The sequence below is a fragment of the Prevotella sp. AM34-19LB genome, assembly GCF_003468525.1.
Taxonomy (GTDB): Bacteria; Bacteroidota; Bacteroidia; order Bacteroidales; family Bacteroidaceae; genus Prevotella.
On the sequence record NZ_QSIG01000001.1, the window covers coordinates 73,107 to 90,699 of the forward strand.

Consider the following 17,593-nt stretch of genomic DNA (forward strand, 5'->3'; position numbering starts at 1 on the left):
AAAGAAATTATGGCACATAAACTTTGGGAAAAGAACTTTGAAGTAAACAAGGAAATCGAACGATTCACCGTAGGTCGAGACCGTGAACTCGACCTCTATCTCGCCAAATACGATGTGCTTGGCAGTATGGCACACATCACCATGCTCGAAAGCATCGGACTTTTGGAAAAGGATGAGCTTACCCAGCTCCTCGCAGAATTGAAGAATATCTACGCCATCGCCGAGAAAGGCGAGTTTGTCATCGAAGACGGCGTGGAGGATGTTCATTCCCAAGTAGAACTGATGCTCACCCAGAAGCTGGGCGATATGGGCAAAAAGATTCATTCAGGACGCTCACGCAATGACCAGGTTTTGGTAGATCTCAAGCTCTTCACCCGCCACGAGCTGAAGGAGATTGTTGATGCTGTCAAAATCCTCTTCGACGAGTTGATCCAGAAGAGCAACCAATACAAGAACGTATTGATGCCTGGCTATACCCACCTGCAGGTGGCAATGCCTTCATCTTTCGGACTCTGGTTTGGCGCTTATGCTGAAGGACTTGCTGACGACATGCTCTTCCTTCAGGCAGCCTATCGCATGACCAACCGCAACCCATTGGGTAGCGCAGCAGGCTACGGCAGCTCTTTCCCTCTGAACCGTACCATGACAACCGAACTTCTCGGTTTCGACAGCATGGACTATAATGTAGTCTATGCCCAGATGGGTAGAGGAAAGATGGAGCGCAACGTAGCTTTCGCGATGGCTAGCGTGGCAGGAACCTTGGCAAAGATGGCTTTCGATGCCTGCATGTTCAACTGTCAGAACTTCGGCTTCGTGAAGTTGCCTAAAGAGTGCACCACCGGTTCAAGTATCATGCCTCACAAGAAGAACCCAGACGTATTCGAGCTGATTCGTGCCAAGAGCAACAAGCTCCAGAGCTTGCCACAGCAGATCATGCTCATCATGAACAACCTGCCTGTGGGTTATTTCCGTGATCTTCAGATTATCAAGGAAGTATTCCTCCCTGCTTTCGACGAGTTGAAAGACTGTCTGCAGATGGCTGCCTACATCATCAACAAGATGGAGGTTAACGAGCACATCCTCAATGATCCTCGTTATGATCCGATGTTCTCTGTTGAGGAAGTAAATCAGCTTGCCGCTAACGGAATGCCTTTCCGTGATGCTTACAAGACTGTGGGACTGGAAATCGAAGCTGGAGAATTCAAACCAAACAAGAATATCCATCATACCCATGAAGGAAGTATCGGCAATCTCTGCAACGACAAGATCCAGGCGCTTATGGAGCAGACTCTCTCAGAGTTCCACTTCGAGCGTATGGAGAATGCAGAAAAGAATCTCTTGAAGTAAAAGAGTCTCTTGAAGTAAAGGAAATCTCTTAATACATTAGAATCTTTTTGAACTCAATGAAGAAAGAAACATCTATATATAATCATATATATAATAAGGTGTATATATACAATAAGGTGAAGAGTATGGCAGCAAAAGCTGTGCTCTTCACCTTTTGGTGTATCTGTTTCATTCTTTCCTCCTCGCTTCTGGCATCCTGCGATGCAGACAACAGCATCAGCACCCGATACCCATGCCAGTTTATCTTCCGAACCATCTACCATCCAGGAAGCAGCATTGAGACAGCTCTCCAAGGAGCCGGCACCTACACCATGATTAGTGCCAAAAAGGTAAATGGCGCCTGGAATGTCTATTCCACCCTCAACGATGGCAAGAACCATACTGAAACCATCGTCCTCTCTACAGCCAAGGAAAACTATGCCAACTATAGCTATCTGGGAGCAGGAAACGACCTGAAGGATGCCACCAAGAATGGTTTCATCCTCGGCACAACCAACTTCAATGGCTATGTAGCATGGGACAGGCAATGCCTGAACTGCATCCTGCAATATGGCGGTACCAACTATCCGCTGGAGTGGACTGGCAACAGACAATCGGTCATCTGCAACAAATGTAAAAGAGTATATAGCCTTGAAAATGGTACCATCACAAGCGGTGGACAGGGAAAAGAAGACAAGATGCTGATGCAATATCGTGTAACTTACACAGGTATTGGCAGCGTGCTGACCGTAGGAAATTAGTTCATATCCTACTTCAAATCCCACTTCATCTCCCCTAAAACTAGCGTTTCAACGAGAAAAATGCACGTTTTTGAAGAAAAACGGCGTATTTTTTCTTAAAAGTTGTAAATCCATTTGGTAGAACCGGGAAATTATATTACCTTTGCACTCGCAATTAAGTAACGCGGAAATAGCTCAGTTGGTAGAGCACAACCTTGCCAAGGTTGGGGTCGCGGGTCCGAGTCCCGTTTTCCGCTCCAACTCTAACGTTTACCATGCCGCAATGGTGGAATTGGTAGACACGAGGGACTTAAAATCCCTTGGCCAGTAATGGCTGTGCGGGTTCGAGTCCCGCTCGCGGCACTCCTCCCTTAAAATTTTTCTTATGAAAAAATTTGCATACATCATATTTCTTATTTCATCGATTTTACTAACATCATGTGGTGTCAGTAGTGGTCACTTTAAACTTGAGGGCAAATTTTTAAACATGAATCAAGGTGAATTTTATGTTTATAGCACAGATGGCGGCATAGAAGGCGTGGATACCATCAAAGTTGTAGGCGGTAGATTCACATACGAGATGCCCTGCAATGACGATTGTACGCTGATGATCGTTTTCCCAAATTTCTCTGAGCAACCTATCTTCGCTGAATCAGGAGAATCAGTGGAGCTGAAAGGCGATGCTTCCCACTTGAAGGAAATGGAGGTAAAGGGTACCAAGAACAATGAATTGATGACCAAATTCCGCAAATCGATTCTTGGCAATACTCCTCCACAGGAAAAGAAACAGGCTGAACTCTTCATAGAAGACAATACAAAGTCGGTAGTAAGCCTCTTTCTCATCAAGAAATACTTCATTGCCACACCTCAACCAGATTACAAAAAAGCTCTCTCTCTCCTTACTCTGTTGGAGAAAGAACAGCCAAAGAATATTCAGGTAGGCAAACTGAAGCAGCAGATTTCAGCTATGAAAGATGCAGGAGTTGGTGCCAAATTACCAACTTTCACTTCATACGACACTAAAGGAAAGCTCATCTCCAGTACAGAACTGATCAGTTCACCTGTCGCTGTCATCTACACCTGGGCTACATTCAATTATGATAGTCAGGACATACAGAGAGAGTTGAAGAAGCGCCAGCGCTCATCACAAGGCAAACTCAAGCTGATAGGCTTCTGCCTGGATGCAAGCAAGAGCAGCTGCCAGGAAAATATGAAGCGCGACTCTATCAACTCGGCTGTAGTATGCAATGGAGAAATGCTGGAAGACAAGACTTTGAAGAAGTTGGGACTCACTTCGATGCCCGACAACATCATACTTCAAAACGGAAAAATAACAGCCCGAGGCCTTAACAAGCAAGATCTATACAATAAACTAGACCAACTGCTGAGATAATACCGCGAGCTCTAACCTTCTAAAAAAGAGCTTATGTTAGTAAAAACCTATTGTGCAGCAGTCAACGGACTGGAAGTCACGACTGTAACTGTAGAAGTCAGCCTCAACACAGGCGTAATGTATCACCTTACGGGCTTAGGCGACGAGGCGGTGAGGGAAAGCCGTAACCGCATCGCAGCAGCCATGCAGTATAGCGGCTATAAATTTCCAATAGCCGACATTACTATTAACCTGGCCCCCGCCAATCTGCGCAAGGAGGGCAGCAGTTTCGACCTTCCTCTAGCCATCGGCATTTTAGGCGCCAATGGCAACATCCCTGAAAATCATCTCAAAGAATATATGATGGTGGGCGAATTGAGCCTTGACGGCACATTGCAGCCTATCAAGGGAGCTCTACCTATCGCCATCAGGGCAAGGTCAGAACACTACAAAGGTCTGATTGTACCAGAACAGAACGCACGGGAAGCTGCCGTTGTGAACAATCTGGAGGTTTATGGAATGAAAAACCTCTTTGATGTTATTCAGTTTCTTGGCGACAAATCATCTCCTACCCCAACCATTGTGGACACCCGCAAGGAGTTTTACGAGAACCAGGTTCATTGTGACTACGACTACGCAGATGTAAAGGGCCAGGAAAACGTAAAGCGTGCTTTGGAAGTAGCCGCTGCCGGCGGTCACAATCTCATCATGGTAGGTCCTCCCGGCTCGGGAAAATCCATGATGGCAAAACGACTCCCATCCATACTTCCACCCCTTACTCTCTCAGAAAGCCTGGAAACTACCCAGATACATTCTATAGCAGGCAAATTAGCCAAGAACGTATCCCTCATAGCCCAGCGCCCTTTCAGAGCGCCTCACCATACCATCTCGCAAGTAGCATTGGTAGGCGGAGGAACTTCTCCACAACCCGGCGAAATATCTCTTGCCCATAATGGCGTGCTCTTCTGTGACGAATTGCCAGAGTTCAACAAAACCACCCTGGAAGTTTTGCGTCAGCCTCTGGAAGATCGCCACATCAACATCAGCAGAGCAAAATACACCATCGATTATCCTTGCTCCTTCATGTTTGTAGCAAGCATGAACCCATGTCCTTGCGGTTACTATGGCGACCCTACCCACCGCTGTGTCTGCACACCAGGTCAGATCCAAAGATACATGAACAAGATTTCCGGTCCGCTACTCGACCGTATCGATATCCAGTGCGAAATCAGTCCAGTACCTTTCAAGGACATTTCTAAGGCAGCCCCAGGAGAGCCAAGTGCCAAAATCAGAGAAAGAGTAATCAGAGCCCGAGAGATTCAGGCAGAAAGATTCAAGGATTTCAAGGGAATACATTGTAATGCCCAGATGACGGAGCGTATGATTCACCAATTTGCGGAACCAACGGAGGAAGGAATCAATCTCCTCAGAATGGCGATGGAGAAGCTATCCCTTTCTGCACGTGCATACAACCGTATCTTAAAAGTTGCCCGCACCATTGCCGACCTTGCCGGAAGCCAGCAGATAGAACCTCAACACCTGGCAGAAGCTATCGGATATCGGACACTAGATAGGGGAGATTGGGCAGAAAGAGGACACTTCTAAGACAATTATCAGCCAAAACATATAAGAAAATCGTCCAAAGAAGGGGTATTTTTTATTGCACAGTAAGAAGATTGATTATTAAAACAGCAATACTCAATACAATAGTAAATGATAATGATTGTGCTACCCTTATCAGAAAGGCCTGAAGGGCAAGCACAAAAAGGCTCGGGCTGGAAAGCTAGAGCCTTTTTTAGTATCTGAACTTTAGAAATTACACCTTATTATATATATAAAGGAGAAAAAGGACACCTAATTATTCCGCATTTCCAACATTTTTTTGTAATTTTGCACCCAAATAACAAAAATATATTAGCTAATATGGAACAAAAGAATTTCAAACGTACCACTGTTACGGCAGCATTGCCTTACGCTAATGGTGGTGTGCATATCGGCCACCTGGCAGGTGTTTATGTGCCAGCCGATATCTACGTACGCTATCTTCGCCTTAAAAAGCAAGACGTTGTTTTCATCGGCGGTAGCGACGAGCATGGTGTACCTGTTACTATCCGTGCCAAGAAGGAAGGCATTACCGTACAGGAAGTAGTGGATCGCTATCACAACCTCATCAAGAAGAGCTTCGAGGATTTCGGCATCTCCTTTGATGTTTACAGCCGCACAACTTCTAAGGTTCACAATAAGTTTGCTTCTGATTTCTTCCGTACTCTTTACGATAAGGGCGTTTTGGAAGAGAAAGTAGAAGAGCAGTTCTGCGATGAGGTTACCGGCGAGTTCCTTACCGACCGTAACATCGTGGGTACCTGCCCTCGCTGCGGTGCAGAAGGTGCATACGGTGACCAGTGTGAGAAGTGTGGTGCAACCCTCTCTCCAGAAGAGTTGATCAACCCTACCAATAAGAACAACCCTGGTCATGGCCTCGTCAAGAAGCCTACCAAGAACTGGTATCTCCCACTGGGCAAGTATCAGGACTGGTTGAAGCAGTGGATCCTGGAAGGTCACAAGGAGTGGCGTTCCAATGTTTACGGACAGTGCAAGAGCTGGTTGGATATGGATCTGCAGCCTCGTGCGATGACCCGCGACCTGGATTGGGGTATTCCTGTTCCTGTAGAGGGAGCAGAAGGCAAGGTTCTCTATGTCTGGTTTGATGCTCCAATCGGCTACATCTCCAATACCAAGGAACTTTGCGATGCACAGCCAGAGAAATGGGGTACATGGCAGAAGTGGTGGCAGGATCCAGAGACACGTCTCGTTCACTTCATCGGTAAAGACAACATCGTGTTCCACTGCATCATCTTCCCTACCATGCTGAAGGCTCACGGCGACTATATCCTGCCGGATAATGTACCAGCCAATGAGTTCCTGAATCTTGAGGATGATAAGATTTCTACATCCCGCAACTGGGCAGTATGGTTGCACGAGTATCTCGTAGATCTCCCTGGCAAGCAGGACGTCTTGCGCTATGTATTGACAGCCAACGCTCCAGAGACCAAGGACAACAACTTTACCTGGAAGGATTTTCAGGAGCGCAATAACTCTGAGTTGGTTGCCGTTTATGGTAACTTCGTAAATCGTGCTCTCCAGCTCACCAAGAAGTACTGGGGCGGCGTGGTTCCTGCCTGCGGCGAATTGCAGGAGGTTGACCAGAAGGCTATCGCTGAATTCAAGGATGTCAAGGAGAAGGTTGAGCAGTATCTCAATGTATTCAAGTTCCGTGAGGCTCAGAAGGAGGCTATGAACCTGGCACGTATCGGTAACAAATACATCACAGAGTGCGAGCCTTGGAAGGTTTGGAAGACCGATCCTAAGCGTGTGGAAACCATCTTGAACATCTCCCTCCAGCTGGTTGCCAACCTTGCCATCGCCTTTGAGCCATTCCTGCCATTCTCTTCTGAGAAGCTCCGCAAGATGATCAATATGCCAACCTCGAGTGGACTCAGCTTGGCAGCACAGAGCTCCTCAAGCCTGGTACACAGCTTGGTGAACCAGAATTGCTCTTCGAAAAGATTGAGGATGAGGTGATTGAGAAGCAGCTCCAGAAGCTCGCTGACACCAAGAAGGCTAACGAGGAAGCTTCTTACAAGGCTGCCCCTATCAAGCCAGAGGTTAGCTTCGATGATTTCGAAAAGCTCGACATCCGCGTAGGTCACATTCTGAACTGCGAGAAGGTGAAGAAGTCTAAGAAACTCCTGAAGTTCACCATCGATGATGGCTCAGGCGTAGAGCGTACTATCTGTTCAGGAATCGCTGCATACTATGAGCCAGAGCAGCTGATCGGCAAGGATGTACTCTTCGTTGCCAACTTTGCTCCTCGCAAGATGATGGGTATTGAGAGTCAGGGTATGATTCTCTCTGCCGTTAACTTCGATGGCTCACTCAATGTTACCTCTCTCCTGGGTCAGGTAAAGCCAGGAAGCCAGGTAGGATAAACGTTTCGAGATAAGCTCTATATCTTCAATACTGAGGATATAGAGCTTTTTCTTTTCTGCAAAAGGAGTAAAAGTGAGATAATCACCTAAAGACCAAACCGATAGCCTACTGTAAAGGTGAATACCTTATTCTTGGAATCTCCGGCATCAGCCTTATTCACCTTGGTCAAGCCTATATGATAGCGAGCATCCAGAATCACATTCATATACTCATACGATAAACCTACAGGAATAGACACATTCACCTTCTTGGCTGCGTATGTGCTTTCCACATCCCGGCTTTCCTTGTAAAGGGTTGAACCCGTCTTATCATCCTTCTCCAAGTCAGTTTCTTCTGACAGCATCTTGCCATCCCCGCATAAGAAGCCCACCTGCGCACCAGCCATAATGGCAAACTGAGGAGCCACGTATGCCTTCAGTATCAAAGGCACCTGAACATAGTCAAGATTCAGGCGATGATTCTTCACACCCGTATATTTCCTGATTCCATTATTTCCCGTATCCCCATTTACTGCCATCTCATAATCACCCCAGCGGGCACCCTGACGGGCATAATAAGCACCCAGAGAAACACCCAGGTAATCTGTGGCACGATACTCCACGTCAAGTCCACCCAGGAATCCCGCCTGACTCTTGGATTTCACCGCCCTGTTGTTTTCCTTTGCCAGATAGATAGAATTATCACTCAGATTGGCGATAGCCACACCTACTCGGGGTATCACCGAGAATTTACCTACAGGATTCTCCCCACCTTGCGCCATTGCCCCCATAGCAGAAAGCAACAGCATCATCACGATAGCAATATTCTTTTTCATCATATTCATTTTTTGAATTACACCTTATTATATATAGAGAGATAAATTCAATTCTATATATAGATAAACTCAAAAACACGAAGAATATTGCATCCATACTGAATAAGGTTAGATTTCTATAGATAATACGTTTTAATAAATGAAAATTGTAAAGCTCTATATCCCTGCTCGGATATAGGGCTTTTTAATGTATCATACTGCAAGAACTGTGTAAAACGTGTATTCTAACAGCGCAAGATAAGTATTCTTATAGCGCAAAGTAAGTACAGGGCAGACGCATTAAATTGCGCTGCCCTGAATAGGCAATACACCGCTTTTCCTATAGGAATCAGCATGTATTGCCTATTATTATAAGCTATGATGACGTATATAACATCATCCTTTCCTTGTTTTTCAATTATCCGTAGATAACCTTACCATTCTCATCTTCGTAAGGAGTCATATCCTTAGCATACTGGTTCATGGCGCGGAGGCTCATACCCATAGATGAGAAACCACCATCGTGGAAGAGGTTCTGCATAGTTACCTTGCGGGTGAAGTCAGAGAACATCATCACGCAATAGTTAGCACAATCCTCTGCTACAGCATTTCCGAGTGGAGACATCTTGTCAGCAAAGTCCATCATGTTCTCGATATCCTTGATACCCTTACCTGCAGTTGTAGCTGTAGGGCTCTGAGAGATGGTATTGATGCGGACATGCTTCTCGCGACCATAGATGTAACCGAAGCTGCGTGCGATGCTCTCGAGCATGCTCTTGGCATCAGCCATATCGTTGTAACCGAAGAAAGTACGCTGAGAAGCTACGTAAGAGAGAGCTACTACAGAACCCCACTCATTGATAGCATCCAACTTCTTGGCTACCTGCAACATCTTGTGGAAAGAGATAGCAGAAATATCCAAAGTCTTATTCAAGAAATTGTAGTCGAGATCATCGTATGTACGATGCTTACGAACATTAGGGCTCATAGCAACAGAGTGGAGCACGAAGTCAATCTTGCCACCGAGCTTCTCCTGAGCCTCAGTGAATACCTTTTCCAAATCCTCAACGCTGGTCGCATCCGCTGCGATGATAGGAGCGTTGATCTGTTCAGCGAGCTTATCCAGCGTACCCATACGCAAAGCCATAGCTGTGTTACTGAGTGCGATGGTAGCACCCTCTTCAGCAGCCTTAACGGCTACTTTCCAAGCGATTGATTCCTCATTGAGTGCACCGAAGATGATGCCACGCTTGCCTTTTAACAAATTGTGAGTCATTGTTATCTTAATACTATATGTTTGTAAATCGTGCGCAAAATTACGAAATTTGTGCAATATATGCAAGCTTTTTCGCAAAAAAGTGCATTATTCAACTCCTTTTTTGCGAAAAGTCAAGTTAATCGTGCCTTATTTATCATCTATCTGGATGCGGACCACTAATGGGAGATGATCGCTGTAACCTCCCAAATACCTCGGACCCAGGTAGGTGCGATATGGTTTTTTACCGCCATATTTCTCATCATCTTCCAAGAGGAAAGGAAGGTCACCTATCTTGCACTCCTGCTTAGATGATGTCAGGCTTGGACTGCACAATATCTGGTCCAGACTTCGCCATTCTCCCCGCCACCGGTAAGTGGCCTTTGCCCCATGGCTACCTCGTGCCCCGGCAGATATATTAACAAGGTGGTGCTGATAGAGATATTCCAGTGCGGGAGAGTCGTGATAATCATTGAAATCTCCTGCCACTATAATCTTTGCCCCACTTTGAAGCGCATAAATGGAATCCACAGCTTCTGCCAACTGGCTCGCCACATGCAGGCGGTAAGGACGGGATTCACGCTCTCCTCCCCTTCTACTAGGTGCATGCACCACAACACATGCAGCGTATCGCCCGTAATGACACGTCCCGAAACATAGAGAATGTCTCTCGTAGGACGGGTATCCGGCAAACGCTTCACCCGAATAGACCAGGAACGTAGCAATGAAAAAGAAAACGGCTGATACATCAAGGCTACATCAATGCCTCGCTCATCGGGCGAATCGGTCATCACATACTCATAACCTGCCGTCCGGATGACAGAGCGCTTGGTCAGGTCAAACAAAACACTGTCGTTTTCCACCTCACAGAGAGCTACCAGATCGGGAAGCTGCACATCTCCGGAAGCATCCTCATACCCCACCCCCACTATCTCCTGCCCCAGGTGATTCAGCTTGGTCCAATAGCGATAAGGAGTCCACTTGTAACTACCTTCAGGCAGGAACTCGACATCATTCTTAAGCGAATCATGCCGTGTATCAAAGAGATTTTCGCAGTTTAACTCCACAAAAGTGAGCAAACTTGATAGGATGAGTGTTAAAAACATAGTCATTTATTTTGTATTGTCAATGTTTTAATGTATCTTTGCAGTCAGTTTTCGAAGGTCCCATAGTTTAACGGATAGAACGGAGGTTTCCTAAACCTTTGATCCGAGTTCGATTCTCGGTGGGACCACGTAAACGATAAAAGGTCGCTCCTATTTAACTAGGAAGCGACCTTTTATCGTTTTATAGTCTTGATGATTCCCTATTTCCATCCGGCATTCACCGGACAGAAACAGAAGAATCTCTTATTGTTTACGTTTTACTTAACCTCTGCAACAGCAGTCTCTTCAGCTGGCTCCTCCTTGATCTTACGGCCAAGAACAATATATGCCATTGGAGATGCGATGAAGATAGAAGACAAAGTACCGAATACTACACCCAGAATCATTGCGAATGAGAAGCTACGGATGCTGTCACCACCGAGGATGAAGATACAGAGCAACACGATCAATGTAGATGTAGATGTATTGATGGTACGAGCCAATGTCTCATTGATAGATGCATTGAAGATCTGCTGACGATCTCCCTTAGGATGCAACTTCAAGTTCTCACGGATACGGTCGAATACTACCACCTTATCGTTGATAGAGTAACCTACCACGGTCAGGATAGCACCGATGAAGGTCTGGTCGATCTCCAATGAGAATGGAACGAGACCCCACATGAGTGAGTAGAAACCGATTACTGTCAAGGCATCGAATGCCAACGCAATAGTAGAACCTACAGAGAAGGCAACGTTGCGGAAACGTATCAGAATGTAGAGGAAGATGGCAATCAGAGCGAAGAGCACACTATAGATAGCACCCATAGTGATATCCTTAGCTACAGAAGGACCTACCTTTGTACTACTGATGATAGAACCACCCTGGCGAACGTCTGGGTTCTTGAATGCCTCAACACTCTTCTGAGATACCAGGTTGGCCTTCTTCAAGGCATTGTAGAGGATGGTCTCAGCCTCATCGTCAACAGTTGGACTGTTGCTCTCAATCATATAGTTGGTAGATACACGGATAGTCTTACCATCTGTACCGATAGCGATAGCACTTGTAGTAGCCTTAGTACCATCTGCATTGACGAAAGCACCACCAAGAACGGTACGGATCTGCTCAGGCTCTACAGGATTCTCGAACTGTACTACATAGTTACGACCACCAGTGAAGTCAATACTCTTGCTCAGACCACGAACAAAGAAACTACCGATGAATACCACAGCAGCAACGATAGCTACGGTGAAGGTAGTCTTGTACATAGACATGAACTTGTACTTCTTACCCTGCATCAGGTTGTGAGAAACAGGAGTATCAAACTTGCAGTGCATCCACTTATCGTGATTCAACTTGTAGTCGTAAACCAGACGAGTCAAGAATACGGCTGTGAAGAATGAAACGATGATACCGATGATCCATGTAGTAGCGAAACCACGGATAGGACCTGTACCGGTAGTCAACAGGATGACACCTGTAATCAATGAAGTCAAATTAGAGTCGAAGATAGCAGAGAAAGCATTACCATAACCGGCAGCTACAGCCTGCTTCATACCCTTGCCAGAGCGAAGCTCCTCCTTGATACGCTCATAGATAAGCACGTTAGCATCCACGGCAGTACCCAGAGACAAGACCATACCGGCAAGACCTGGCAATGTCAAGGCTGCCTGGAATGACGTCAGAATACCGAGTGTGAAGAATACATTGACGAGCAATGCCAGGTTAGCCATCATACCTGGAATGATGTTGTACATCATCACCATGTAAACCATCAGGAGTACGAAAGCAACAACGAATGAGATGATACCCATCTGGATAGACTGTGCACCGAGAGTAGGACCTACAACCTCCTCCTGAACGATACGTGCAGGAGCTGGCATACGACCAGACTTCAATGTATTAGCCAAGTCCTTGGTCATTTCGATAGTGAAGTTACCAGAAATCTGAGAATTACCACCATCAATCTCACCGTTTACACGAGGAGCAGAGTAAACTACACCATCCAGAACGATAGCAATAGCCTTGCCCACGTTAGCCTTGGTCATCTGAGCCCACTTGCGGGCACCCTCTGTATTCATCTTCATGCTTACAACAGGAGAACCCATCTGGTCGAACTCATCCTTAGCATCTGTGATAACATCACCCTCCAATGGAGCACGACCTGTAGTAGTTGTCACCTTCAAAGCGTGAAGCTCATAGATGTTCTTCATCTTGATATTGTCAGCAGGCTGTGCACTCCAGAGCAAACGCAAGTCTGAAGGCAACAGGCGCTTAGCCACTGCAGAATAGATAATCTTGTTGATAGCAGCAGTATCGCGAACGCTGGCGTAACCAACAGTACTCAAACCACCACCAAGCTGCAAGCGAGCCAACAGTGGGTGAGCCTTGATGGCAGCAGCATTCTGAGCATCCTCGCCTACCTTGGCAGCAGCATCGTCCTTCTTCTTGATAGAGAACTTAGCCTCAGCCTTCTTAGGCTCAGCCTTGGCAACCTCCTTCTTGGCAGCAGCAGAATCAGCTGCTACGGTATCATTCTTCTCCTCACCGTTATCGCCATTGGCAATACGAGTGTCGAGCTGCTGGAGATAAGGAGCGATTTCCTCAGAGTTATATGTCTCCCAGAACTCAAGGTTCGCACTACCCTGAAGCATCTTACGCATACGCTCTGGCTGGCTGATACCAGGCATTTCTACCATGATACGGCCCTGCTGACCTTCCAACTTCTGGATGTTAGGCTGTACAACACCGAACTTATCGATACGGGTGCGGACAACGTTGAAAGAGTTGTCGATAGCATCCTGTACAGAAGCGCGGATAGCCTTCTCTACCTCTGCATCGCTGCTCTGAGGAGAAACCTTGCCCTGCAACTGCTGGGTAGCAAATACCTCTGCGAGTTTATGACCAGGTGCGCTCTTGTGATAAGCGTTAATGAAAAGTGACACGAAGTCACCACCGTTAGCTTCTTCCTGAGCTCTGGCTTCCTTCATGGCATTGGTAAAACCAGCGTCGGTCTTGTGATCGGCAAGGTTTTCAATTACATCAGGTACAGAAATCTCAAGAATTACATTCATACCGCCCTTCAGGTCAAGTCCAAGACCAATCTGGGTCTCCAAGCAGTTCTGGTAAGAATAAACACCCAGGTACTTTACAGAATCCTTATAATCCTGCTGAGCAATAGGGTCTTTGATCTTTGCAGCCTCGCTGTCATAGTAACGTGTGGCAAACGAGAATGACAAATAGAAGATACTTGCGAGAGTCAGTAAGACGGCTACACAAATTACAATTCCTTTGTTTTGCATTTCTATTTTATTGTTATTAATTTATTTATTTTCAGCTTTATAATTCATCATTACATATATAATGACGTGCAAAAATACGCATTTTTTTTCTTATATAAGAATAAATTGCCTTATTTTTGCTTTTTTGGGCGTTTTTTTAGCTTACAGATGATAGGATAATGGTCTGAAACCGCTATTTTATCATCTACTTTGCACTCATAAGGCTCCCAATCCTCTGAACACATGATATTGTCTATCCGTACGAAAAATCCACCACGATGATAGCTGATTCCCGGTCCGTTTCCACTTTCTACATAGCAATCTACCAGATTCTTAGCTATCGTGCGATGCACGTAAGAAATCGGTCCGTCATTGAAGTCACCGCAAAGGATTGTACTCATCCCCCGATGCTCCCGGATGTATTTCGCCACCGCTTCGGCTTGGGGCGCACGCTTCTTCGTTGCCTCTGCCAACTTCACCACCAGGAGCTTGGAGGTCTGCTCGGCAGTATCCACCTGCAGTTTTCCTACGACCAGTTTCTTGAACTGCTGCCGGTCTTCCTTACTCAAGCCCGTTGTCTCCAGATGATTATTGATAAGCAGAACCGGCTTTCCATTGATGTTCAAACGGTAAGCCACACTCATATTTCCCTGCGATTCATAGGGAATCAGTTCCTTGGAAAGGATAGGATATTTACTCAGCAGCATCAAGGCGTTTCCGCCATGGGGATGAACCGTAACGTCCTGATAAGCATAAATCGGCTTCAGCATACTGTCTATCTGCTCTGCATTCCTGCAGGTAGGCTGCGCTTCCTGCAGGCAGACGATATCAGCATTCTGTTCCAACAAATAAGACAAGCATATATTCACTCCATCCTCATCTTCCGTTTGATTTCCGAATCCCCAGGTATTGTACGACAGAACCTTGATGCTTCCCTTCGGAGCATCTCCCTTCATATTGACCGGCATATACTGGCGGACAGGTACGAAGCAGACCAGAAAGCCCAACAATGGAATAAGAACATATCTGGCACGGAAGACGACCCAGAATATCAGAAAGCCAAGATTGAGGAAAAGAAAGACCGGAAAGAGCAGTCCTGCATTGCAGAAAGCGGGAAAACGTTCCGGATTCAGCAGATCGGAATATCCCACCAATAACATAAAGGCGACAGTAGCCACATTGGCTCCTGCCACCATCTTGACCGTAAAATCCCTTAATCCATTCAACATGACGCTATCTGTTACTCTGGTCAAAAAGGGTCTGTTTCTCTTCTCGGGTCAGACTGTCATAACCACTCTTGCGTATCTTATCCAAGATACGGTCAATCTCCTTCTGTGCAGCCTTCTTGCGCTCTTCGGCTTCATCTGTACGCTGGAAATCTGTGGTATAGGTATCATTACGGCTATAATTATCGTTGCGGGTATAGTTCTCATTGCGGGTATAATCGAAACGCTGCTTGGACTGCTTGTTTCTTCCCCCAAACATATTACGCAACTTATCGAAAGAATCGGCAGCAGAAGAGTTATGATAGCCGCCCCCCATCTGCTTACGCCAGTAACGGATCATGAAGAAACCGAATACCATACCACCGAGATGGGCAATATGTGCCACACCATCGCCACGGGTAGCCAAGGCAGAGAAGAGCTCAATGGCAGCATAGCCAATCACGAAATACTTCGCCTTGATAGGTACAGGCAACGGGAAGATGAATATTCGCTCATTAGGATAAATCATTCCGAATGCAAGCAGGATGGCATAGATGGCACCCGATGCACCTACGGTAGTCCACATGTTGAGATAATCGCCCATAGCCATACGGGCGCCCTCACCACTTACTACAAACTCATAGGCAGACATATCCTTGACGATATAGGTAACATACTGAGCAGCTTCCTGAAAGAGGCCGGCACCTACGCCGCAGGCTATGTAATAAAAAAGGAACTTCTTCGGTCCCCAGACTCTCTCTACGACACATCCGAACATCCAAAGGGCGAACATATTGAAGAGAATATGCTCGAAACCACCATGCATGAACATATACGTAAACAACTGATAAATATGAAAATCGGAAGCCATGAAGAAATGAAGTCCCAAGATATCATTGAGAACATACCCATCGGTTCCGTTCTTTCCCATGACCAGGCAGGCCAGAAAGGCCACCACATTCACTATCAGCAGATTCTTTGTAACTATTGGAATATTGCGCATAACTATTTTTGCCTTAACTATTAATTATCTTATTAAAATTTGAAATTTGGTGGCAAAATTACTAAAAATATCCGTGAAATCACCAAAAAACGAGTAGATTACAATAAAATTTCACTATTTTCATCACTTTTCTGCTTTTTTTATTTGAACTTTCAAAGGAAAAGACTATATTTGTAAGCAAAATCGATAATTGATAGAAATTACTAATCATTTAATAACGTATAATTATGAACAAGACAGAATTGATCGACAAGATTGCAGCAGGTGCAGAGATTACAAAGGCACAGGCTAAGGCTGCTCTCGACGCAACTACTAATGCGTTGAAGGAGGCTCTCATCGCAGGTGACAAAATCCAGTTGGTAGGCTTCGGCACCTTCAGCGTAAACGAGCGTCCTGCTCGCGAGGGTATCAACCCAGCAACCAAGGAGAAGATCCAGATTGCAGCTAAGAAGGTGGCTAAGTTTAAGGCTGGCGCTGAGCTCGCTGATGCACTCAACAAATAATTGTTAAGATTATTTTCGACGTAAAAGGGCTTTCCGAGAGGGATGCCCTTTTATTGTATAACAAGCAAAAGCCCATCCCCGACAAGTGCAGGAATGGGCTTTTTATCTTATTTCGTTGCAGTTTTCCTTATTTTGGCTGCTTGCCAATGTAAGCCAGGATACCACCATCTACATAAAGGATGTGACCATTTACTGCATTAGATGCTTCAGAAGCCAGGAACACAGCTGGGCCTTCCAACTCCTCTGGATCCAACCAACGACCTGCTGGAGTCTTTGCACAGATAAAGCTGTCGAATGGATGACGGCTACCATCTGCCTGACGCTCACGAAGAGGTGCAGTCTGTGGAGTTGCGATATAACCAGGACCCAAGCCGTTACACTGGATGTTGTACTCACCATACTCAGAGCAGATATTACGTGTCAACATCTTCAAGCCACCCTTGGCTGCAGCGTATGCAGAAACTGTCTCACGGCCCAACTCGCTCATCATTGAACAGATGTTGATAATCTTACCATGACCCTTCTTGATCATACCTGGGATAACTGCCTTTGATACGATGAATGGTGCTGTGAGGTCGATGTCGATCACCTGCTTGAAGTCATCTACAGACATTTCAGTCATAGGAATGCGCTTGATGATACCTGCGTTGTTAACCAGAATATCGATTATGCCAAGTTCCTTCTCGATGTCAGCAACCATATTCTTCACCTGCTCCTCATCAGTTACATCACAGATATAACCCTTGGCATCAATACCCTTAGCCTTATAATCAGCAAGAGCCTGATCCATGTGATGCTGGCTACGGCAGTTGAAAGCAATTTTAGCACCCGCCTTGGCATAAGCCTCAGCAATAGCGAAACCGATACCGTATGCGGCACCTGTCACGAGGGCAACCTTACCCTCCAATGAGAATAGTTTGTTAAAGTCCATACTTCTATATTTTCTGTTGTTTGATTTGTTACGAGGGCAAAGATACAAAATATTTTTGAATCTAGCTCTTAATCAATACGAAAGATGCGACCTTTTTACTTATTTTCTC

At 45.8% G+C, this 17,593-nt stretch carries 11 protein-coding genes, 3 tRNA genes and 2 pseudogenes; 9 read left to right on the forward strand and 7 right to left on the reverse strand.

Features of this window, described 5'->3' with window-relative positions:
- Positions 1–9 precede the first annotated feature (9 nt).
- The 7 genes and pseudogenes from argH (at position 10) to metG (ending at position 7,427) form a co-directional block, all read left to right on the forward strand.
- Positions 10–1,347: an argininosuccinate lyase gene (gene argH, locus DW830_RS00285; protein ID WP_119248449.1), complete on the forward strand. Its 1,338-nt coding sequence runs from the start codon at positions 10–12 to the stop codon at positions 1,345–1,347.
- Between the two features lie 125 nt (positions 1,348–1,472).
- Positions 1,473–2,087, forward strand: coding sequence for a hypothetical protein (locus DW830_RS00290; RefSeq protein WP_147487168.1), 615 nt, complete (start codon positions 1,473–1,475; stop codon positions 2,085–2,087).
- Between the two features lie 163 nt (positions 2,088–2,250).
- Positions 2,251–2,326: transfer RNA gene (locus tag DW830_RS00295), tRNA-Gly, on the forward strand.
- Positions 2,327–2,343: 17 nt separating this feature from the next.
- Positions 2,344–2,429 (forward strand) — tRNA-Leu (locus tag DW830_RS00300).
- Between the two features lie 22 nt (positions 2,430–2,451).
- Positions 2,452–3,459 (forward strand): DUF4369 domain-containing protein, encoded by a 1,008-nt coding sequence (locus DW830_RS00305; protein WP_119248451.1) that lies wholly within the window; start codon positions 2,452–2,454, stop codon positions 3,457–3,459.
- 33 nt (positions 3,460–3,492) lie between these two features.
- A complete protein-coding gene (locus DW830_RS00310; RefSeq protein WP_119248452.1) occupies positions 3,493–5,043 on the forward strand; it encodes a YifB family Mg chelatase-like AAA ATPase in 1,551 nt (516 codons plus the stop codon).
- A gap of 318 nt (positions 5,044–5,361) precedes the next feature.
- A pseudogene (gene metG, locus DW830_RS00315) lies at positions 5,362–7,427 on the forward strand (methionine--tRNA ligase).
- Between the two features lie 86 nt (positions 7,428–7,513).
- On the opposite strand, the gene DW830_RS00320 reads toward metG, so the two are convergent.
- From DW830_RS00320 to DW830_RS00330, 3 genes and pseudogenes are all read right to left on the reverse strand, one after another.
- A complete protein-coding gene (locus DW830_RS00320; RefSeq protein WP_158573401.1) occupies positions 7,514–8,245 on the reverse strand; it encodes a porin family protein in 732 nt (243 codons plus the stop codon).
- Positions 8,246–8,639: 394 nt separating this feature from the next.
- On the reverse strand, positions 8,640–9,497 hold the full coding sequence (locus DW830_RS00325) for an enoyl-ACP reductase (RefSeq protein WP_119248454.1): 858 nt from the start codon (positions 9,495–9,497) through the stop codon (positions 8,640–8,642).
- A gap of 129 nt (positions 9,498–9,626) precedes the next feature.
- Positions 9,627–10,582: pseudogene (locus DW830_RS00330) on the reverse strand (endonuclease/exonuclease/phosphatase family protein).
- Between the two features lie 56 nt (positions 10,583–10,638).
- Between DW830_RS00330 and DW830_RS00335 the strand changes: the two are divergent.
- Positions 10,639–10,710 (forward strand) — tRNA-Arg (locus DW830_RS00335).
- Between the two features lie 129 nt (positions 10,711–10,839).
- Here DW830_RS00335 and secDF read toward each other — a convergent pair.
- From secDF to DW830_RS00350, 3 genes are all read right to left on the reverse strand, one after another.
- Positions 10,840–13,863, reverse strand: a complete 3,024-nt coding sequence (gene secDF / locus DW830_RS00340; RefSeq protein ID WP_119248455.1) for a protein translocase subunit SecDF — start codon at positions 13,861–13,863, stop codon at positions 10,840–10,842.
- A 110-nt stretch (positions 13,864–13,973) separates the two neighbouring features.
- Entirely contained in the window at positions 13,974–15,071 is a 1,098-nt protein-coding gene (locus tag DW830_RS00345) for an endonuclease/exonuclease/phosphatase family protein (RefSeq protein WP_119248456.1), read from the reverse strand.
- 4 nt (positions 15,072–15,075) lie between these two features.
- Positions 15,076–16,050 carry a rhomboid family intramembrane serine protease gene (locus tag DW830_RS00350; protein ID WP_119248457.1) on the reverse strand — a complete coding sequence of 325 codons (975 nt, stop codon included), beginning with the start codon at positions 16,048–16,050 and terminating at the stop codon, positions 15,076–15,078.
- Between the two features lie 227 nt (positions 16,051–16,277).
- Here DW830_RS00350 and DW830_RS00355 point away from each other — a divergent pair, with 227 nt between their 5' ends.
- Positions 16,278–16,553 (forward strand): HU family DNA-binding protein, encoded by a 276-nt coding sequence (locus tag DW830_RS00355; RefSeq protein ID WP_089545318.1) that lies wholly within the window; start codon positions 16,278–16,280, stop codon positions 16,551–16,553.
- A gap of 127 nt (positions 16,554–16,680) precedes the next feature.
- Here DW830_RS00355 and DW830_RS00360 read toward each other — a convergent pair whose 3' ends face one another.
- A complete protein-coding gene (locus DW830_RS00360) occupies positions 16,681–17,484 on the reverse strand; it encodes a gluconate 5-dehydrogenase (RefSeq protein ID WP_119248458.1) in 804 nt (267 codons plus the stop codon).
- Positions 17,485–17,593 lie beyond the last annotated feature (109 nt).

Coding starts and splice junctions, on each gene's coding strand:
- argH (WP_119248449.1), top strand. CDS start 10: ATGGCACATAAACTTTGGGAAAAGAACTTTGAAGTAAACAAGGAAATC.
- DW830_RS00290 (WP_147487168.1), top strand. CDS start 1,473: ATGGCAGCAAAAGCTGTGCTCTTCACCTTTTGGTGTATCTGTTTCATT.
- DW830_RS00305 (WP_119248451.1), top strand. CDS start 2,452: ATGAAAAAATTTGCATACATCATATTTCTTATTTCATCGATTTTACTA.
- DW830_RS00310 (WP_119248452.1), top strand. CDS start 3,493: ATGTTAGTAAAAACCTATTGTGCAGCAGTCAACGGACTGGAAGTCACG.
- DW830_RS00320 (WP_158573401.1), bottom strand. CDS start 8,245: ATGATGAAAAAGAATATTGCTATCGTGATGATGCTGTTGCTTTCTGCT.
- DW830_RS00325 (WP_119248454.1), bottom strand. CDS start 9,497: ATGACTCACAATTTGTTAAAAGGCAAGCGTGGCATCATCTTCGGTGCA.
- secDF (WP_119248455.1), bottom strand. CDS start 13,863: ATGCAAAACAAAGGAATTGTAATTTGTGTAGCCGTCTTACTGACTCTC.
- DW830_RS00345 (WP_119248456.1), bottom strand. CDS start 15,071: ATGTTGAATGGATTAAGGGATTTTACGGTCAAGATGGTGGCAGGAGCC.
- DW830_RS00350 (WP_119248457.1), bottom strand. CDS start 16,050: ATGCGCAATATTCCAATAGTTACAAAGAATCTGCTGATAGTGAATGTG.
- DW830_RS00355 (WP_089545318.1), top strand. CDS start 16,278: ATGAACAAGACAGAATTGATCGACAAGATTGCAGCAGGTGCAGAGATT.
- DW830_RS00360 (WP_119248458.1), bottom strand. CDS start 17,484: ATGGACTTTAACAAACTATTCTCATTGGAGGGTAAGGTTGCCCTCGTG.